Annotated in this window: 19 protein-coding genes and 1 tRNA gene; 15 read left to right on the top strand and 5 right to left on the bottom strand. The window is 69.5% G+C overall.

Going from position 1 to position 16,320, the window contains the following annotated elements; translation table 11 throughout:
- The first annotated feature begins 2 nt into the window (after positions 1-2).
- From SCAB_RS22975 to SCAB_RS22920, 12 genes are all read left to right on the top strand, one after another.
- On the top strand, positions 3-989 hold the full coding sequence (locus SCAB_RS22975) for a phage tail tube protein (protein WP_013002457.1): 987 nt from the start codon (positions 3-5) through the stop codon (positions 987-989).
- A 12-nt stretch (positions 990-1,001) separates the two neighbouring features.
- Entirely contained in the window at positions 1,002-1,517 is a 516-nt protein-coding gene (locus SCAB_RS22970; RefSeq protein ID WP_013002456.1) for a hypothetical protein, read from the top strand.
- A gap of 10 nt (positions 1,518-1,527) precedes the next feature.
- Positions 1,528-2,088, top strand: a complete 561-nt coding sequence (locus SCAB_RS22965) for a hypothetical protein (RefSeq protein WP_013002455.1) — start codon at positions 1,528-1,530, stop codon at positions 2,086-2,088.
- 73 nt (positions 2,089-2,161) lie between these two features.
- Positions 2,162-5,926 carry a hypothetical protein gene (locus tag SCAB_RS22960; protein WP_148274221.1) on the top strand — a complete coding sequence of 1,255 codons (3,765 nt, stop codon included), beginning with the start codon at positions 2,162-2,164 and terminating at the stop codon, positions 5,924-5,926.
- A 4-nt stretch (positions 5,927-5,930) separates the two neighbouring features.
- Positions 5,931-8,402: a LamG-like jellyroll fold domain-containing protein gene (locus SCAB_RS22955; RefSeq protein WP_013002453.1), complete on the top strand. Its 2,472-nt coding sequence runs from the start codon at positions 5,931-5,933 to the stop codon at positions 8,400-8,402.
- An 8-nt stretch (positions 8,403-8,410) separates the two neighbouring features.
- Positions 8,411-8,854, top strand: a complete 444-nt coding sequence (locus SCAB_RS22950; RefSeq protein ID WP_013002452.1) for a hypothetical protein — start codon at positions 8,411-8,413, stop codon at positions 8,852-8,854.
- Positions 8,851-9,387, top strand: a complete 537-nt coding sequence (locus SCAB_RS43815; protein WP_013002451.1) for a hypothetical protein — start codon at positions 8,851-8,853, stop codon at positions 9,385-9,387. The genes SCAB_RS22950 and SCAB_RS43815 overlap by 4 nt, the downstream gene beginning before the upstream one ends.
- Positions 9,388-9,395: 8 nt before the next feature.
- Positions 9,396-9,593 (top strand): hypothetical protein, encoded by a 198-nt coding sequence (locus tag SCAB_RS22940; protein WP_013002450.1) that lies wholly within the window; start codon positions 9,396-9,398, stop codon positions 9,591-9,593.
- Between the two features lie 65 nt (positions 9,594-9,658).
- The gene (locus SCAB_RS22935) at positions 9,659-10,171 is read left to right on the top strand and encodes a hypothetical protein (protein WP_013002449.1); all 513 of its coding nucleotides are present in this window, start codon (positions 9,659-9,661) and stop codon (positions 10,169-10,171) included.
- 73 nt (positions 10,172-10,244) lie between these two features.
- Positions 10,245-10,967, top strand: a complete 723-nt coding sequence (locus tag SCAB_RS22930; protein WP_013002448.1) for a peptidoglycan recognition protein family protein — start codon at positions 10,245-10,247, stop codon at positions 10,965-10,967.
- Positions 10,968-10,969: 2 nt separating this feature from the next.
- Positions 10,970-11,158, top strand: coding sequence for a hypothetical protein (locus SCAB_RS22925; RefSeq protein ID WP_013002447.1), 189 nt, complete (start codon positions 10,970-10,972; stop codon positions 11,156-11,158).
- Positions 11,155-11,415 carry a hypothetical protein gene (locus tag SCAB_RS22920; protein ID WP_013002446.1) on the top strand — a complete coding sequence of 87 codons (261 nt, stop codon included), beginning with the start codon at positions 11,155-11,157 and terminating at the stop codon, positions 11,413-11,415. The genes SCAB_RS22925 and SCAB_RS22920 overlap by 4 nt, the downstream gene beginning before the upstream one ends.
- 61 nt (positions 11,416-11,476) lie before the next feature.
- Here the strand turns inward: SCAB_RS22920 and SCAB_RS22915 are convergent, their stop codons facing one another.
- The 3 genes from SCAB_RS22915 to SCAB_RS22905 are packed head-to-tail and all read right to left on the bottom strand — an operon-like array spanning position 11,477 to position 13,112.
- Positions 11,477-12,328 carry a helix-turn-helix domain-containing protein gene (locus SCAB_RS22915; RefSeq protein ID WP_013002445.1) on the bottom strand — a complete coding sequence of 284 codons (852 nt, stop codon included), beginning with the start codon at positions 12,326-12,328 and terminating at the stop codon, positions 11,477-11,479.
- A 24-nt stretch (positions 12,329-12,352) separates the two neighbouring features.
- Entirely contained in the window at positions 12,353-12,880 is a 528-nt protein-coding gene (locus tag SCAB_RS22910) for a DUF6879 family protein (protein ID WP_013002444.1), read from the bottom strand.
- The gene (locus SCAB_RS22905; RefSeq protein ID WP_013002443.1) at positions 12,852-13,112 is read right to left on the bottom strand and encodes a hypothetical protein; all 261 of its coding nucleotides are present in this window, start codon (positions 13,110-13,112) and stop codon (positions 12,852-12,854) included. Before SCAB_RS22905 ends, SCAB_RS22910 begins: the two co-directional genes overlap by 29 nt.
- 230 nt (positions 13,113-13,342) lie before the next feature.
- On the opposite strand from SCAB_RS22905, the gene SCAB_RS22900 reads away from it, so the two are divergent.
- From SCAB_RS22900 to SCAB_RS22890, 3 genes are all read left to right on the top strand, one after another.
- Positions 13,343-13,567, top strand: coding sequence for a hypothetical protein (locus tag SCAB_RS22900; RefSeq protein WP_013002442.1), 225 nt, complete (start codon positions 13,343-13,345; stop codon positions 13,565-13,567).
- Between the two features lie 2 nt (positions 13,568-13,569).
- Entirely contained in the window at positions 13,570-13,767 is a 198-nt protein-coding gene (locus SCAB_RS22895) for a hypothetical protein (protein WP_041669510.1), read from the top strand.
- 270 nt (positions 13,768-14,037) lie between these two features.
- Positions 14,038-14,346 (top strand): HNH endonuclease, encoded by a 309-nt coding sequence (locus SCAB_RS22890; RefSeq protein WP_041669508.1) that lies wholly within the window; start codon positions 14,038-14,040, stop codon positions 14,344-14,346.
- A 101-nt stretch (positions 14,347-14,447) separates the two neighbouring features.
- On the opposite strand, the gene SCAB_RS22885 is transcribed toward SCAB_RS22890, so the two are convergent.
- Together SCAB_RS22885 and SCAB_RS22880 are read right to left on the bottom strand one after the other, a co-directional pair.
- Positions 14,448-14,520: transfer RNA gene (locus SCAB_RS22885), tRNA-Lys, on the bottom strand.
- Between the two features lie 192 nt (positions 14,521-14,712).
- Positions 14,713-16,287: an amino acid permease gene (locus SCAB_RS22880; protein WP_037725894.1), complete on the bottom strand. Its 1,575-nt coding sequence runs from the start codon at positions 16,285-16,287 to the stop codon at positions 14,713-14,715.
- Between the last annotated feature and the right edge of the window lie 33 nt (positions 16,288-16,320).

The raw sequence follows: 16,320 nt of genomic DNA, 5'->3' as shown, positions 1-16,320 counted from the left end.
CCATGGCGATCGGATCCGGTCTCGGCGCCCAGCTCGGCATCGCGGCCGAGACCACGTACGGCACGTTCGTCGCGCCGACGAAGTTCATCGAGTTCTCGAAGGAGTCACTCGCGCTCAAGAAGACGACGGCTCTCAGCTCCGGTATCGCTGCGGGGCGGCTGCTGGGACTGTCGGCCCGCCGGGTCCTGACCCGCCAGGAGGTGCAGGGCAACGTCGACTTCGAGGTCACGAACAAGGGCATGGGCATCCCGCACCAGGCGCTCATGGGCACGACCGTGACGCCGGTGCAGCAGGGCGTGACGACCGCCTACCTGCAGACCCACACCCTCGCCTCGGTCGCGGGCAAGAGCCTGACGATCCAGAAAGGGGTGCCGCTGACCAGCGGCACCGTGACCGACAAGTCCTTCGTGGGCTGCAAGGTCACCAGCGCGGAGTTCGCGTGCGCGGTCGGCGAGATGCTTACGTGCTCCATGGAGTTCGACGGAAAGAACTCCGACGAGAGCCAGACCCTGGCCACCGCCAGCTACCCGTCCATGACGCCGTTCCACTTCGGGCAGATGTCCCTGAAGACCGGCACCTTCGGTACGGAAACGGCGCTCGACGGCATCCGCAAGGTGTCGTGCAAGATCGAGCGCCCGCAGGACGTGGAGCGCTTCTACGCCGGGCAGGCCGGGCTGAAGAAGGAGCCCATCGAGAACGACCTGGTGAAGATCTCGGGCACGCTGGAGACGGACTACGTCTCGACCGCCCTCGACGACCTCCACACCTCCGACGGCGCGACCAGCATGGTGTGGGAGTTCGTCGGCCCCCTGATCGCCTCGACGTTCTACGAGACGTGGCGGCTGACGCTTCCCGCGATCCGTCTCGACGAGGGTCCCCCGGTCGTCGACGGCTTCGGCGTGGTCAAGCCCAGCTTCAACTTCGTCAGCCTCTACGACGGCACCAACCAGCCGAAGATCGAGATCATCTCGACGGACGTCACGCTGTGAGGTGAGCGCCCCATGGTGCAGAACGTCCGCATCACCGGCACCGGCCAGCTCCTGGAGCTGGCCCGCAAGCTGCGGGCCGCCGGCCACGAGAACATCCGGGCCAGCTACATCCGCCGGATCCGGCGGGCGGCCGAGCCCCTGCGCAGCGATCTGCAGGACGCGGTCCGGCGCCAGCCCCTGCAGTCCGGCGGGCGGGGCGCCGGGAAGCGGGGCGGGCCGTCGCCCACCACGCGGCCCTTCCGGGAGAGCATCGCTCAGGCCATCCGGCTCAGCGTGCGGACCGCCGGGAACCCCGGCGCCCGGGTCTGGCTCGACAAGGGCCTTCTGCCGCCGGACATCCCAGTCGGTGCGGTGAATCAGATGAACGACCTGGGGCGCCTGCGGCACCCGGTCTTCGGCAACAAGAAGCGCTGGTCTACGCAGACCGCGGAGCGCGGGTTCTGGGAGAAGACCATCCGCGCGCACCAGGGCCGCATCACGCGCGAGGTGGAGCGCGTCACGGACGACGTGCGCCGCCGACTCGAATAGGAGCAACCCCTTGATCGTCATCTACACCCCGGCCGGCGGCGAGCCGGAGCACTACGACGCGCGGGACCTCCGCGTGTCCGAGGCTTCGATCGTGCAGCGCACCGTCGACATGAAGTGGGACGAGATCCAGAAGGGCCTGGAGGGCGAGGATCTGGACGCGATGCGCGGCATCGTGTGGGTCATCAAGAAGCGGCAGACGCCAGAGCTGCGCTTCGGCGACTTCGACCCCCGGGTCAGCGAGATGGTCACCCGCATGTCCGAGCGCGAGGTCGCCGACTACGTGGAGAACGCGTTCTCGATGGTCGGCACCGACCCGGACCTCACCAGGGAGCGAGTCGCGGAGATCCTCTCCGAACTCCCCGACAGCGCGGCCGCGACCCCGGAGCACGCGCGAGCGCTGATCGCGCGGCTGGCCAAGGACCCAAAAGACCAGCCCGACCCGGAGCCCGGCGAGGCGGAGGAGAACGGCGAGTCGTCGAGCCCGACCCCGACATCGAGCGCGCCCGAGACTCCTACCTCCCCCTCTTCGGACACCTCCTCAACTACCCCCCAGACGTCGTCGACGGCCTGACCGTCAGCGACTTCTACAACCTCACCGCCTGGATCGACCTCCACAACCAGGCCCAGCAGGAAGGCGGTGAGTGATGCCCTCAATGACGTTCCTGCTGACCGGCCGCGACGAACTGAGCGACGTCTTCGACGACATCGGGGATGCGGCCAGGCGGCTCGGCCGCCGCATGACGGTCATGTCGATCGAGGGCGACCGGGCAGTGCGCCGGATCTCACGCAACGCCTCCCGCGACCTGGCCGCCCTGCGCCGCGACACTGACGCCGGCGGCAAGGCGATGGACCAGCTGAAGAAGGCGACGTTGCTGCTGGCGCCGGCCGCGATCCCGGCGGCCGCGTCGCTGGCACCGATCGCCGCCGGGGCCGGGACCGTCGCGGTCGCGGTCGGTGTGATGGGCGCGGCGATGATCGCGCAGGTCTCGCAGATCAGCGAAGCCTCCGAGGCCCACAAGGCGTACCGCGAGGCGGTCGACAAGTCGGGAGCCTCCTCGCAGGAAGCTGTCACGGCGCAGCTGGAGTACCAGCGGCTGATCGCGAAGATGCCGCCGGAGACCCGGCAGGCGGCGGCCGCGGTGTCCGTGCTGAAGGACGAGACCCGCGCCTGGTCGGACTCGCTGGCAGGCGACACGATGGCCCCGTTCGTCAAGGGCGTCGGCCTGGCCAACGCCCTGCTGCCCAAGACGAAAGAACTGGTCAAGGGAACGTCGGCCGAGACCGACCGTTTCATGACGATCATCGGCGGGCAGGTGGCCTCGCCGGGGTTCGACGCCCTGAACGACAAGTTCACGAACTTCTCGAACCGGACGTTGCGCAACATCAACAGCGAGCTGGTCGGCCTGATGCGGACGTCGGGCTCCGGCGAGGTCGGCCAGAACGCGCGCCGCTTCATGGACTTCGCCCGGGCCCAGGGCCCGACCGTGGCGAGCGTGCTGACGAACGTGGGCACGGCCGTGATGAACGTGCTGGAGGGTGGCAGCGACGTCGGGGTCGGACTGCTGCAGACCATCGACGTCATCTCCCGGCTGGTATCTGCGGTGCCGCCCGGCGCGATCGCGATCTTCCTTCAGCTGGCGATCGCGCTGAAGCTGACGAAAGCGGCGGCGCTCGGCCTGGTCGCCGCCCGCTCCGCCCTCGCCGCATTCGGCGGGGGGCTCGTCGCGATGAACGCGGCGGCGGCCGCCACGCCCGGCCGCCTGGCTGCGGTGCGGGCGAGCGTGCTGGCGCTCAGCCGCACCACGAAGATCGCCATGGCGGGCACCGGGCTCGGCCTCGCGATCCTCGCGATCTCCGAGCTGGCCGAGCGCAGCGGGAGCGCGCCGCCGGACGTCGACCGGCTCACCACGTCACTGCGTGAGCTGGGTTCCACCGGCAAGGTGACCGGCGAGGCGGCGAAGCTGTTCGGCAGCGACCTGGGTGCGCTGTACGGCCACGTGAAGGCGCTCACCGACCCGGGCACCGCCGACAAGGTCCAGCAGTTCCTCGTCGGCTGGACCGGCTGGGACTCCACACCCGTGAAGGAAGCCAAGGAGGAACTCGGCGCGGTCGACAAGTCCCTGGCCGGCATGGTGCGGGACGGCAACGCCGACCTGGCGGCGGCCGCGCTGCAGAAGCTGACCAAGGCGTACGGCAAGGGCGGCCGGGACACCAGCGGGTTCACCAAGAACCTGAAGGAGTACAAGACTGCGCTGAAGGACGCTGCGTTCGAGCAGGAGCTGGCCGCCGCGAGCCAGGGCCTGTTCGGTGCGCAGGCGCAGAAGACGCAGGCCGCGCTGGCCGCGCAGAAGGCGTCGGCGGACGGGTTGCGGCAGTCGCTGCAGGCGCTCAACGATGTGCAGCGCCAGGGCCTCGGCGGGATGATCGGGTTCGAGGCGAGCATCGACGCGGCGGCGAAGGCGGCCAAGGAGAACGCCGGCGCTCTCGACATGGTCAACGGCCGCCTCGACTTGAACAGCCCGAAGGCACAGGCCGCGGCCGGTGCCCTGAACGACCTCGCGTCGAAGACCGACGAGGCGGCGGCGTCGGCGCGGGAGTCGGGCGCCAGCTGGGAGACCGTCAGCGGCATCTACTCGCGGGGGCGCGGCGAGTTCATCAAGTCCGCGCGGGCGATGGGCCTGACCAAGAGGGAGGCGGGTCTCCTCGCCGACCAGATCCTGAAGATCCCGGACAAGAAGACCCGGATCAAGATGGACAAGGAGGATGCGCAGAAGGGTCTGGAGGCTTTCAACGCTGCGGTGAAGCGGTCGCCGGGTTCGAAGTCAGTGACGCTGAAGACGCTGTCCAAGGGCGCCGAGCAGATCCTGGAGAGCTTCGGGCTGAAGGTGCGGCGCCTGCCGAACGGCAAGGTCTCCGTGACCGCGGCGACCGGCGGCGCACTGAGCGGCATCCAGAACGTGTCAGGCGCGCTGAGCCGCCTCAACGGCCGCACCGCCAACACCTATGTGAACACCTTCTACTCCTACAAGGGGAAGAAGATCGCCGGGGTCTCGGCGGGCCGCATGGCGACCGGCGGGCCCGTCGGTTTCCCCGGCGGCGGTGCAGTGTCCGGGCCGGGCACGGGCACCTCGGACAGCATCCCGGCGATGCTGTCCAACGGCGAGTACGTCATCAACGCCCGCTCCACCGCGAAGCATCGCGCGCTCGTCGAGGCCATCAACGAGGACCGTCTCGGTTCTGGGGCCGGGGCTGGCGGCGCCGGTGCGGCGGTCGCGGCCGGGCTCGCCGGGGGCATGGGCTCCGGGCTGCCGATGGTGAAGGGGTCCGCCCGTCGGCTGGCCGCGGCCGTCATCGCAGGCATGCGCGAGGAGCTGCAGATCTCCTCGCCGTCGAAGAAGGCCAAGGCTCTGATGGCCGATCTCGGCAAGGGCCTGATCGCTGGTATGACCGGCTCCCGCGACAAGATCAAATCGACGGCGAAGGATCTGGCCAAGGACATCTGGGCCGCGTTCGACGGGAAGAAGGACAACCGCCTGGTCGCGATGGTCAACCGGCAGACCAAGCGGCTCCTCGACCTCGCGAGCAAGCGGGACAAGATCGCAGAGACGATCAAGCGGGCGAAGGAATTCTCCGAGTCGACCCGGGCCAAGGCCAAGCAGGACGCCTCGCTCGGCGGGATGTTCGGCGGCGAGGAGGAGGTGAGCGCGGGCGGCATCAAGGGCAAGCTCGCCTCCCGCCTGGAGAAGGTGAAGCAGTTCTCCCGGTACATCTCCGAGCTGGCGAAGCGCGGTCTGAACAAGACGATGCTGCGGGAGATCCTGGAGATGGGCCCGGAACAGGGCTACGCCTACGCGTCCGCTCTGGCTGGCGCGGACAAGGCCACGTTCAACCAGATCAACTCCACTCAGTACAAGATCAACGACGAGGCGAAGAAGCTCGGCCGCAAGGGCGCCGACGCCTTGTACGACTCCGGCAAGAATGCGGGCAAAGGGTTCCTCGCCGGGCTGGCGTCGCAGCAGAAGGGCATCGAGGCCCTGATGCTGAAGATCGCGAAGGGCATGCAGAAGGCCCTGCGCAAGGCGCTCGGCATCAGTTCGCCTGCCAGGGCGATGATCCCCGACGGCATCAACACCGCTCGCGGTGTCGAGGTCGGCGTGCTGCAGGGCCTGCCGTTCATCGACCGCGCCATGGACACCATGGCCGGCCGGATGACGGGGCGGGCGGCCCCCGGTCTCTCGGCGACGGCCGGACGTCCGACCGTCGCAGGCGGGTCCGGTGTGCAGCGGGTGCAGGTCGACATCAACGTGTCCGGCACGTCGGATCCGGTTGCGATCGCCCGCGAACTCCAGAAGCAGCTGCTGCAGCTGAAGCGCGCGCACGGCATCAACGTCTCTCTCGGAGTGGGGTGATCGGATGCCGCTGCTGGTGGAGATGGGGTGGGGCGGCCTGGTGCAGGCGCCCACCACCATCACGTGGACGGACATCACCACCCGGGTCGACGAAGTCCAGGGCGTCAGCATCACCCGCGGCGCGTCCGACGAGCTGAGCGAGACCCAGGTGGGCACAGCGACCCTGTTCCTGGACAACCAGGACGGGGCGCTCACCCCCGGCAACGCCGCCTCGCCGTACTACCCCTACGTCCGGAAGCTGGCCCCGATCCGGATCTCAGCTGCGGTCATGCCGACCCTGTCCGGTTCGGCCCCCTACCCGATGGCCATGCTGGGGGACACCTTCGACGACGGCCGCGTGAACTCCACGCTGTGGCCGACGAACACCGGGGGCGCCGGCGTCGAGACGGCGGAGGGCCGCCTGCGTATCACGCTCGCCCCCGGTGTGGACACGAACTTCACCAGCGTTCGGCAGTGGTCCCTCGCCTCCAGCAAGGTCACGGCGAAGCTCACGAAGGTGCCCGCGGCCAACGGCTCGTCGAACTGCGCGGCGTCCATGTGGGTGCTGTCCACCACGTCGGGCACCCGGATCGGCTGGCGGTACGACGCCCTCACCGGCGTCCTCGCCGCGATGTCGCAGACCGGGTTCTCGGACGGCACGCCGACGAACCTCACCTACTCGGCGATCGACCACGCCTGGCTTCGGGTACGGGAGTCGGCGGGCACCGTGTACTGGGAGACCAGCGGGGACGGCTTCATCTGGACGACCCGCCGCACCCTGGCCACCCCGGCCTGGGTCACTTCGCAGCAGCACGCGCTGGACTTCCCCACCACCCGCACGGGCGGCACCTCCGGGTACATCGAGTGGGACCTGATCGGCGCGGAGATCCGGCCCCGCTTCTGGGGCGTGGTCAACGAATGGCCGGTGCGGTGGAAGGGGCTCGGCTCGAAGGTGGTCATCACCTGCTCGGACATGCTCAAGCGCCTGGGCACCGCGCCCGCCCTGCGGTCGGCGCTGGCCGAGGAGATCCTGCACCAGGACGTCGCCGGAATCACCGACGTCGTCTCCGCCTACTACCCGCTCTCCGAGCCCGCCGACTCAGCTTCGGCGGGTGACATCTCCGGCGGCGGCTGCGGCGCCCTCGCCCTCACGCAGGTGGGCAGCGGCGGCACCCTGGAGTTCGGCGGCGAAGGGGTGCCCGCCACCGGTGAGGGCGCGGCCACTTTCGCCCCGGCGAGTGCGTCGGCGGGCAAGTACCTGACCGGGGATGTCGGGGCAGTGTTCCAGTCGAACGCCGACGCCTACGCCTCGCAGACCATCGAGTGCTGGTTCAGGACCACGACGCCAAGCCGCGTCATCTTCGGGCTGTTCGAGACGGGCCTGGACCATCAGATCGTGGTGGCCATCAACGCGTCCGGACAGCTGACGGTGGAGTACACAGCAGCGGGCGGCACTCTGGCCGTCGACACCGCGCCAGCCGTCACCGTCACCGACGGCGAGTGGCACCACGTCGCGCACGACATCGGGCTGAACCCCCGGTTCTACATCGACGGCGCCCCCTCCACCTTCACGAACAACGTCCCCGTCATGACCGGGATACGCAACCTGCATGTGGGCGGCTACCGCGGCGGCCGGCTGTTCGCCGGGGACATCGCCCATGTGGCCGTCACGCATGCGGCCTCATCGGTCGTCGACGACATCGCCCCGCTGCACTGGGAAGCGGGGACCGACGGCTTCGGCGGCGAGGACGCCGACGCCCGCGTCGAACGCCTGGCCCGGTACGGCGGCGTGCCCAGTGTGACGGTGTGGGGCAGCACCTTCGACCCGGTCGCCTCTCAGAGCCCGGCCGGATCCAACGCCCTGTCACGACTGCGGGAGGTGGAGGCGACCGAGTCGGCGAAGCTGTTCGCCGAACGCGACTACTACGGCCTCGCCTTCCAGTCCCGGGACATCCGCTACAACCCGAGCCCGGCCAGCGAGGTGTTCACGATCTCGTACGCCGACCTGGACACCGACGAGGTCGAGGCGTCCGACGACGACCAGAAGATGGTCAACATCGTCGAGGCGTCCCGGCCGGGCGGGGCCACGCAGCGGGTGACGGCCCCGGCCTCCGTCCTGGCCTACGGAGAGAAGACGCAGCAGCTGGCACTCCTGAAGACCACCGACAATTCCGTCCTCGACGCGGCCGCGTGGATGGTGTCCCGGTACGCGGACCCGCCGACGGAACTGCGGGAAGTACCGATCGAGGCGTACACGATGTCCACCTACCTGGACATCCTCGACGCGGACATCGGGTCGTACTTCTCCGTCACCGACCTGCCGTCGCAGGCGCCGGCCTCGTCGATGCGGAACACCGTCGAGGGCTACACCGAGGTCATCAAGGACACCAGCCACAAGATCCAGTTCCACACGAGCAAGAGCGCCACCGACTCGGTGTGGGTGCTGGACGACGCCGTGTACTCCGTTCTCGGGTCGACGACCCGCCTCGCCTACTAGGAGGTCACGTGGCCCTCGGCATTCCCGTCGTCCGGGCGGAGACGTTCTACCTGCCGTCTCACCCCCAGCGCCCGGACGCCTGGGCCCTGGTCGCCCCAGCCGAGCGCGTCTTCCGCTGGTACGAGGACCGCGTCCAGCGCCGGGTCCGGCTACCCGACGGCTTCGTGATCGGACAGAAGGCGTACGCCCGGATCAACCACAACCGGTGGGTGGCCGACTGCCCGTGCGGCTCCGCGCAGGTCGTCACCCCGGCCGACCCCCGGATGGCGTGCACGGAGTGCGGTTACGGCTGGCTCGCCCTCACCTTCCCCGAGGGCGTGGCAGCGGTCGAGGCGTCGGTCGCCGATGAGCTGCCGCACCTGCGGAACTGGTGGCACCCCGACGACCCGGTCTCCTGGGGGATCCCGCCGTCCGATGCTGTTGACCCACTGGGTGAGGAGGTCAGCCCGTGACGTTCGCCCCGAGGACGTGGGTGGTGGGTGAGGTCGTGACCGCGGCCCTGCTCAACCAGGAGATCCGCGACCAGTTCAACAGCTTCTTCGGCGCGTGGACCGACTACTCCGGCACGTTCGTGTGGGGGGCCGAGTCCGGCACAGCGCCCGCGATCGGCAACGGCACGATCGTCGCCCGCTACCTGAAGGTGGGCCGCACGGTCGACTACCTGCAGCGGCTCACCATGGGCAGCACCACGACCTACGGCAACGGCGGCTCGGCCGCCAACTACTACTTCTCCCTGCCCGCTGCACCCGCCGCCACCTGGTCCGGGCACCGCGGGCAGTGGGTCGTGTGGCGAGACGAGTCCGCCTCCCTCAACCAACAGGGGACAGCCCAGTGCTCCACGGCCAACCACGCCAACGGATCACTGCGGCAGCTGGCCACCCCGGGCACCGCCTCCGCACCGTTCTGGGACTCGGTCGCCCCGTTCGCGTCGCTCGCGGCCGACGACGTGATGTGGCATCAGGGCCGCTACGAAGCAGCCGCATAAGGAGGAACGTGGACTACCCGTTCATAGAGGTGCAGGCCCGGAACACCGACGGCTCCCGCGCCACCGTCACCTTCCAGCTGGCGGGCGGCGACCTGCCCGTCTCCGAGGCCGACATCGTCACCGCGCTGGCCGAACGGCTGGCGGCGGTGCCCGGCGTCACCGGCGTCACGGCCACCCGCCACCACGTCGTGCAGACCGACCTCTGACCGCACCACCCCTGCCCGCGCCCCGAGCCACCAGGCCGGGGCCTCTCTCATTCCTGGAGGTCTGTGTGCCCGGCGTCCGCGTCGTCTCGCTCAAGGTGGAGACCCCACAGTCCATCCCTGCTGATGGGCAGTACCACCTGCTGAAGTTCCCGTACGACACCGAGTCGTACGACCCGTGGGAGATGCACAACCCGCTGCAGCCCGACGCCTACCGGGTCCCGGCCAGCAGCTGGCAGACCCAGCCCCGCTCCGGTCTGGTGTGGCCGTGCTGGCCGGACGGCGTCCCCGGCTGGGGCACCGTGCACGGCCTCGTCTACTGGGAGGCCGGCGACTACACCGAGGTCCGCTCCCGCATCGTCCGCGACCCGCTCGGCCTGGCGGGCGCCGCCGACTCCACGTGCACCGAGGACCACGCCGCCACCCCGGGCGGGCAGTTCCGCGCGAAGACGTGGGGGCTGTTCGTCGACCCGCAGGTGCCACTCGGACTGATGGTCCGCCACAACGCGAGCACCGCGAAGTCCGTGACCCTCGCCGAGCTGAAGCTCGTGATCCACCCGGTCGAGGAGCCTCCCGCGTAGCTCCCCGATCGCCGCCACACACCACGCCCCGAGCCACCAGGCCGGGGCGTTCCTCATGCCCAGGAGGCACCCCATGAAGCTCGTCACTCGCGCCCAATGGGGGGCGCGCGCGTACCGCACACCGAACGGGGCGACGCCGTACAGCGGGGCCCGCCGGGGCGTGAAGCTGCACTACCTCGGCACCGCCTACGCGGACCGGACCCACGACCGGTGCGCGGCGTACGTACGCCTGCTCCAGGACCAGCACATGGACGGCAACGGCTGGTCCGACATCGGCTACTCGTTCCTGGTCTGCACGCACGGCTACGTGTACGAGGGCCGCGGCCTGAAGCGCCGCAACTCGGCGAACGGCAACACCGGCCTGAACGAGCAGGACTACGCCGTGTGCCTGCTCGTCGGTTCCTCGGATCTGGTGAAGCCGACGGACGCGCAGCTGCACGGCGCCCGGGACGCCATCGAGTACTGCCGGAAGGAGGGACCGGCCGGCGCGTGGCTCGGCGGCCACCGGGACGGCTACGCCACATCGTGCCCCGGCGACGCGGTCTACGCCTGGGTCAAGCAGGGCGCCCCGCGCCCGAAGACCAGCGAGGAAGCAGACATGGACAAGGTCCAGATACACGACGCCGTGTGGGAGCAGGACCGGGCGCCCGCCCCGTCCACCTCCCCGAACGCAGCGACGAACAAGACGTGGAAGCCGATCAGCTTCCTGCGGGAGATCTACGACGGGATCACCCGCCTGTCCAAGGACGTCGCCGCGCTGCGCGCCGAGGTGGCCGCACTGAAGAAGGGCAACTGACCATGAGGATCTCGAAGTACGCCAAGGCTGTCGTCGCCGCGCTCGCCGCCGGCGCCGGATCCCTGTCCGTCGCCGTCACCGACGACGTCGTGTCGGCGGCCGAAGGGTGGGCCGCACTGATCGCCGTGCTGGCCGCGCTCGGCTTCACCTGGGCGGTACCGAACCGGCAGGACGGCGAGGCCGACGGATGACCACGCCCGACCCGGGCGTGTACATCAGCACGGCCCAGATGTACCAAGAGGTGAGGGACCTGGCTCAGACGGTCGGCCGCATCGAGTCCAAGGTGGACAGCTTCCTCGACGAGACCAAGGACATCCGCGGGGACCTCCAGGACCACGAGATCAGGATCCGCACCCTGGAACGCGCCCGGTGGCCCATGCCCACGATCGGCGTTCTCGCCGGTGTGGCCGGAGCCGCCACGGGCGCAGTCGCCCTGTTCTCACGCTGAACGACTACGCCCCCTGCACGGCCCACGCGGCCGTGCAGGGGGCGTTTCGTCATGCCCGGGGTCAGTGCAGTGCCTCGATAGCCCTGAGGATCAGGGCCCGCGCCTCCGCCCCGTACACGGCCATCCCCCGCAGCTGCTCGAACGCCTTCACGTACAGGGCGACCTCGGAGGGCTGGGTGACCCGCACCTGGGCGGAGAGCAGCTCAACCGAGACGAGCGTGTCGTCGTACACGTGGAACAGCTCTTGCGGCCACGAAGTCCGATCTGCCGTCGCGCTGGGGATGATGCCCAGGGACACCGAGGGAAGCGCCCCGGCGGTAAGCAGGTAGCCGAGCTGTGCGGCCATCGCGTCCTCGTCCCCCAGCTGGTAGCGGAGGACGCTCTCCTCGATCACCATGACGAACCGGTGCCCCGGCTGGTGGATCACCTTGGAACGCTCAAGGCGGGCCACCGCAGCCTCGTCCGAGTCGTCGGGCAGATCGAGCAGCTGGGCGGCGTTGCGCAGCACGGCGCGCGCGTAGCCCTCGGTCTGGAGCAGGCCGGGGACGAGGGTGGGCGAGTAGACCCGGAACAACTGGGTGGACTGGTAGAGCTCCACGTAGCTGTCCTGGAGACGCTTCAGGCCAGAGCGGACTCTGCGGCGCCATTCGACGTACTGGGCTTCGGCGTCCCGCGACTGGGCAATGATGTCCGGGGCCTGGTCGTCGGCGCCGCAGGCTCGGCACCAGCGGCGAATGTCGTCGGGGGTGGGCGGTGTGCGGGCGTTCTCGATGCGGGAGGTCTTCGGATGCGTCCAACCGCAGCGCACGGCCAGCTCAGTCCCGGTGATCCCGGCATCGGCACGCAGGTCTCGCAGGCGCTGAGCGACCCGCTCACGGGCGGCCTGGGCCGAGGACGAAGGGGAGATGGGCATGAGCTGGCCTGTGCACCTTCCGCGCTAGCTGATCTTGTACTCGTCGTGCGGGACCGCCCGCGCCCACACCGCTTCGAATGCGTCAGCGCACAGTTTCGCGGCGGCCTGGTCCTCGCTGATCTCGCCACCGCCCGAGGCTCCGTCGCCGGTGAAGTGGTTCCAGCGGATCAGCCGGCCGTCGATGAGCCAGAAGTCGTTGCCCGGCAGGGCGATGTCCGAGGCCTGTCGGCGCGGTAGCCAGCGGACGAGTTCACCGGCCCCGATGTTGACGACGGTGGCGGCGTGTTCGTAGCGGATGTACTCGGTGACCGGCTCGGACACGATGCGGGCCCGGCGAACGACCACGCCGCGGGCCACGGTGCGGCGGATCAGGTCAACCCACGGCAGCCAGTAGGCCGATCCGGGGTCGATGTCCCGTTCTCCTGTGCGCTGCCATCGCGCGAAGTCGTCGGCTTCGCTTGCGACCCCGTAGGAGTCCCGCATTTCCAGGTGGATGGCGGAGCGCTGCGCGCCGTCCAGGAGTTCATCGAACGTCGGCACGCTCGACGGCATCGCACGCCTCCCTGATCATCGACACCATCCTGGCGGGGATACGGATCACGGCTTCATGGTCCGGGATGCCCCGGGCGTGGCCCGGTACCTCGAACGCGGCACACTCCGCTTCCAGTTCGGCTCCCGGCTTCCAGCCCTGGAAGACGAGTTCCTTCTTCTCTTCGTCGACCCACACGGTGGGGCTCTCGCCTTGGCCTGTGCTCGGGTCGATTCCGATGAACCGTAGTGTCATCGCCGCCTCCAACGCTGGTGGTGTGCATGGATGTACAGCACCGTCAGTCCTGCGAGCTCAGCGGTCAAGAGGGCGAACCCGCCAGGGACAGGAGAAACGGATCCTCGTGAACATCCGTGTACATCAATGGATGTGGCGCGGTTCACCTTCCTAGCGTCGGGAGGTACGAGAAGACCCCGGCGAGGTGTCAGCCTCCCGGGGCGCGGCCCACGCTGCTGAGGAGCGCCGACGTGACCACTTCTACCACCCGCCCGGTGCAACAGACCACGGTGGACCGGCCGATCACGCTCGGCCTCCCCCTCGACGATCCGGAACCGCCGGCCGACTGCGGAGTCTGCGCCGCACTGGCCGTACAGCGCACCGACGCCCGGGGCCGCGGCGACCTGTCGAAGGTGTCGGACCTCAACGTCGAGATCCGGAACCACCACCAGCCCCGCCCGAAGCGGAGGCGGTGACCATGGCAACGCAGCTTCCGGACGCCGAGGCCGGCACCTCGATCGCCTGGTGCTCGTGGCATGAGGACTTCAGCCGCAGCGCCCGCCTCGTACGCCTGCCCGCAGACCAGGGCTCGGGCCGCGGCGCCCCCGGACTGTTCGCGTGCGCCTCGTGCCGCCACGCCTACGACTTGGCCCCGCTCGCGGACCAGCCGCTGTGAAGGCCGCCGAGAAGACCCCGGAGTGCGAGGCTCTGCTGCACCGTCTGTGCGAGGGCCCCGGCGACATCCGCCGCGAAGGCGCCCCGTCGTGGGAGGCGCCCATCATGACAATCCGCTGCGGATGCTCCTGCCACACGCGGAGGCGCTGAAGACTCCCGCCCGTCCCTGCACCCCGTGAGATCTGGGGGCGGGCGGGACCAGGCCCCGACCGGTGATGTGCGTCCCGGCCGGGGCCGCTCCATGTCAGTGGGGGCTGAGAAAGTGGGGGGCATGCCCCGGAACCTGCACCCCGCACGCGATATCTCCGCTCGGGTCCGCCGCGAAGTGCTGGACGCCTGCTGCGCGTACTGCGGCGACCCGTTCCCCACGGAGGTCGACCACATCGTCCCCGTGGCCCAGGGCGGCACGTCGGACCGCGAGAACCTCGCTCCCGCGCGCAGTCCGTGCAACGGAGAGAAGCTCGACTTCACGCCGGAGGAATGGAAGGCGTGGCGGCTGGAGATGGGCTGGTGCTGGCCGCCGAAGTCCCGCGCGGCGCGGATCCAGGAACTCGTCGAGCAGTACATGGCGAGCGCATGATCTCTGCGCTTCGGTTGAGCTTCGACTGAGCTATCGATCACTGAGCCCCTGAAAACGCCGTGAGCCCCAGCTCAGATGCGCTCTGAACTGGGGCTCAGCGGTAGGCCCTGTGGGACTCGAACCCACAACCAATGGATTAAAAGTCCACTGCTCTGCCAATTGAGCTAAGGGCCCAGGCGATGTTGCCTCCCCGAGCATAGCCGGACGTGGCCGGGAGTCCGATCGGGTATCGGTGACCCGGCCGCGTCGGAGTGCCGCAAAAAGGTCCGCCGCAGAACAGAACGGACGGAAGATCGCCGGAAGCAGGGCGAGTTGGCCGTTGCCGGGCCCGGCAACCGGTCGCCGCCCTGTCGCCCCGTCACCGGGTCATGGATCCATCGGCTCCGGCACCCCCTTGCGCGCCGCCGCCCGCGCCACGCTGCGCGCGTGCCCGGGGTTGAGGAACCAGTGGCGGGCGGAGGCGGCCCACCAGATCGCCGCGAAGCCCAGCACCACCAGGACGGCGACGGGCGCGTAGTTGAAGTTCTCCCAGGTGACCGGGGACAGCTGCGGGAGCATGAACAGGACGGTGATGAAGAGCACCCAGACCACCGCAATGACGCCGATCACCCGCGACCAGCGGCCCAGGTGCCAGGGGCCGCGCTCGAACGCGTCGCCCTTGCGCAGCCGCAACAGCGTCGGGATGACGTACGCGATGTAGAGGCCGATCACCGCGATGGAGGTGACGGCGGCGTACGCCGTGACATTGATCAGGTAGGGGAGGCCGAGGAGCAGCGCGCCGCCCGCCGCCAGCCAGACCGCCGCCACGGGGGTGCGGGTGCGCGGGCTGACGGTGTGCCAGACGTGCGAGAACGGGAGCGCGCCGTCGCGCGAGAAGGCGTAGATCATGCGGCTGTTGGCCGTGACGGACGCCATGCCGCAGAACAGCTGTGCGCCGATGACGACGAGCAGGAGCAGTTTGCCGCCGGTCGCGCCGAGCGCGTCGAGCAGGATCTGCGCGGGCGGCACCCCGGTCGTCGACTCGCGGGCGCCGTCGTAGGACTGGATGGCGAAGGTGAAGCCGAGGAGGAGGACCAGGCCCGCCACCCAGGACGTCCAGATGGACTGGACGATGCCCTTGGGGCCGGCCGTCGAGGCGTCGTGCGTCTCCTCGGTCATATGGGCGGAGGCGTCGTACCCGGTGAAGGTGTACTGCGCCATCAGCAGGCCCAGCAGCACCACGTACAGCCCGCTGCCCCAGCCCGTGTGGTTGACGAACTCCGTGAACACGAACGACGCCGACTGATGGCTGTCGGGGACGACGACGAGCGCGCCGACGATGACGATCACGCCCACCACGTGCCACCACACGCTGATGCTGTTCAGCAGACCGACGATCCGGACGCCGAAGGTGTTCAGCAGGCCGTGCAGCAGCAGGATCGCGGCGAAGAGGAGGATCGTGCGGCCCGGGGTCACCTCGAAGCCGAACTCCAGGTTCAGATAGGCCGCCAGGAAGGACGCCGCGCCGAAGTCGATGCCGGCGGTCACGGCGACCTGGCCGAGCACGTTGAACCAGCCCGTGAACCACGCCCAGGCGGCCGCGCTGCGCTCCGGCGCCAGTCGGTGGGCCCAGAAGTACAGGCCGGCGGAGGTCGGGTAGGCCGAGCAGATCTCGGCCATGGCGAGGCCCACGAAGAGCGTCATCAGGCCGACCGCGACCCAGCCCCAGGTGATCACCGCGGGCCCGCCGGTGTTCATGCCGAAGAGGTAGAGCGTCATACAGCCGGAGAGGACCGAGATGATCGTGAAGGAGACCGCGTAGTTGGAGAACGCGGACATACGGCGGGCGAGGACCTGCGTGTAGCCCAACTGGGCCAACCGCTCCTCGTCGGACACCGAGACCGACACAGAGTCCGGAGCCGAAGCCCCGGCCGCCCCACGGGCTATGTCGTCATCTGTCATGCCCCCAGCAATTCCCTCTCCGGGGACGTGACA

Source organism: Streptomyces scabiei 87.22 (assembly GCF_000091305.1).
Lineage (GTDB): Bacteria > Actinomycetota > Actinomycetes > Streptomycetales > Streptomycetaceae > Streptomyces > Streptomyces scabiei.
This window is presented reverse-complemented; position numbering and strand designations above follow the sequence as displayed.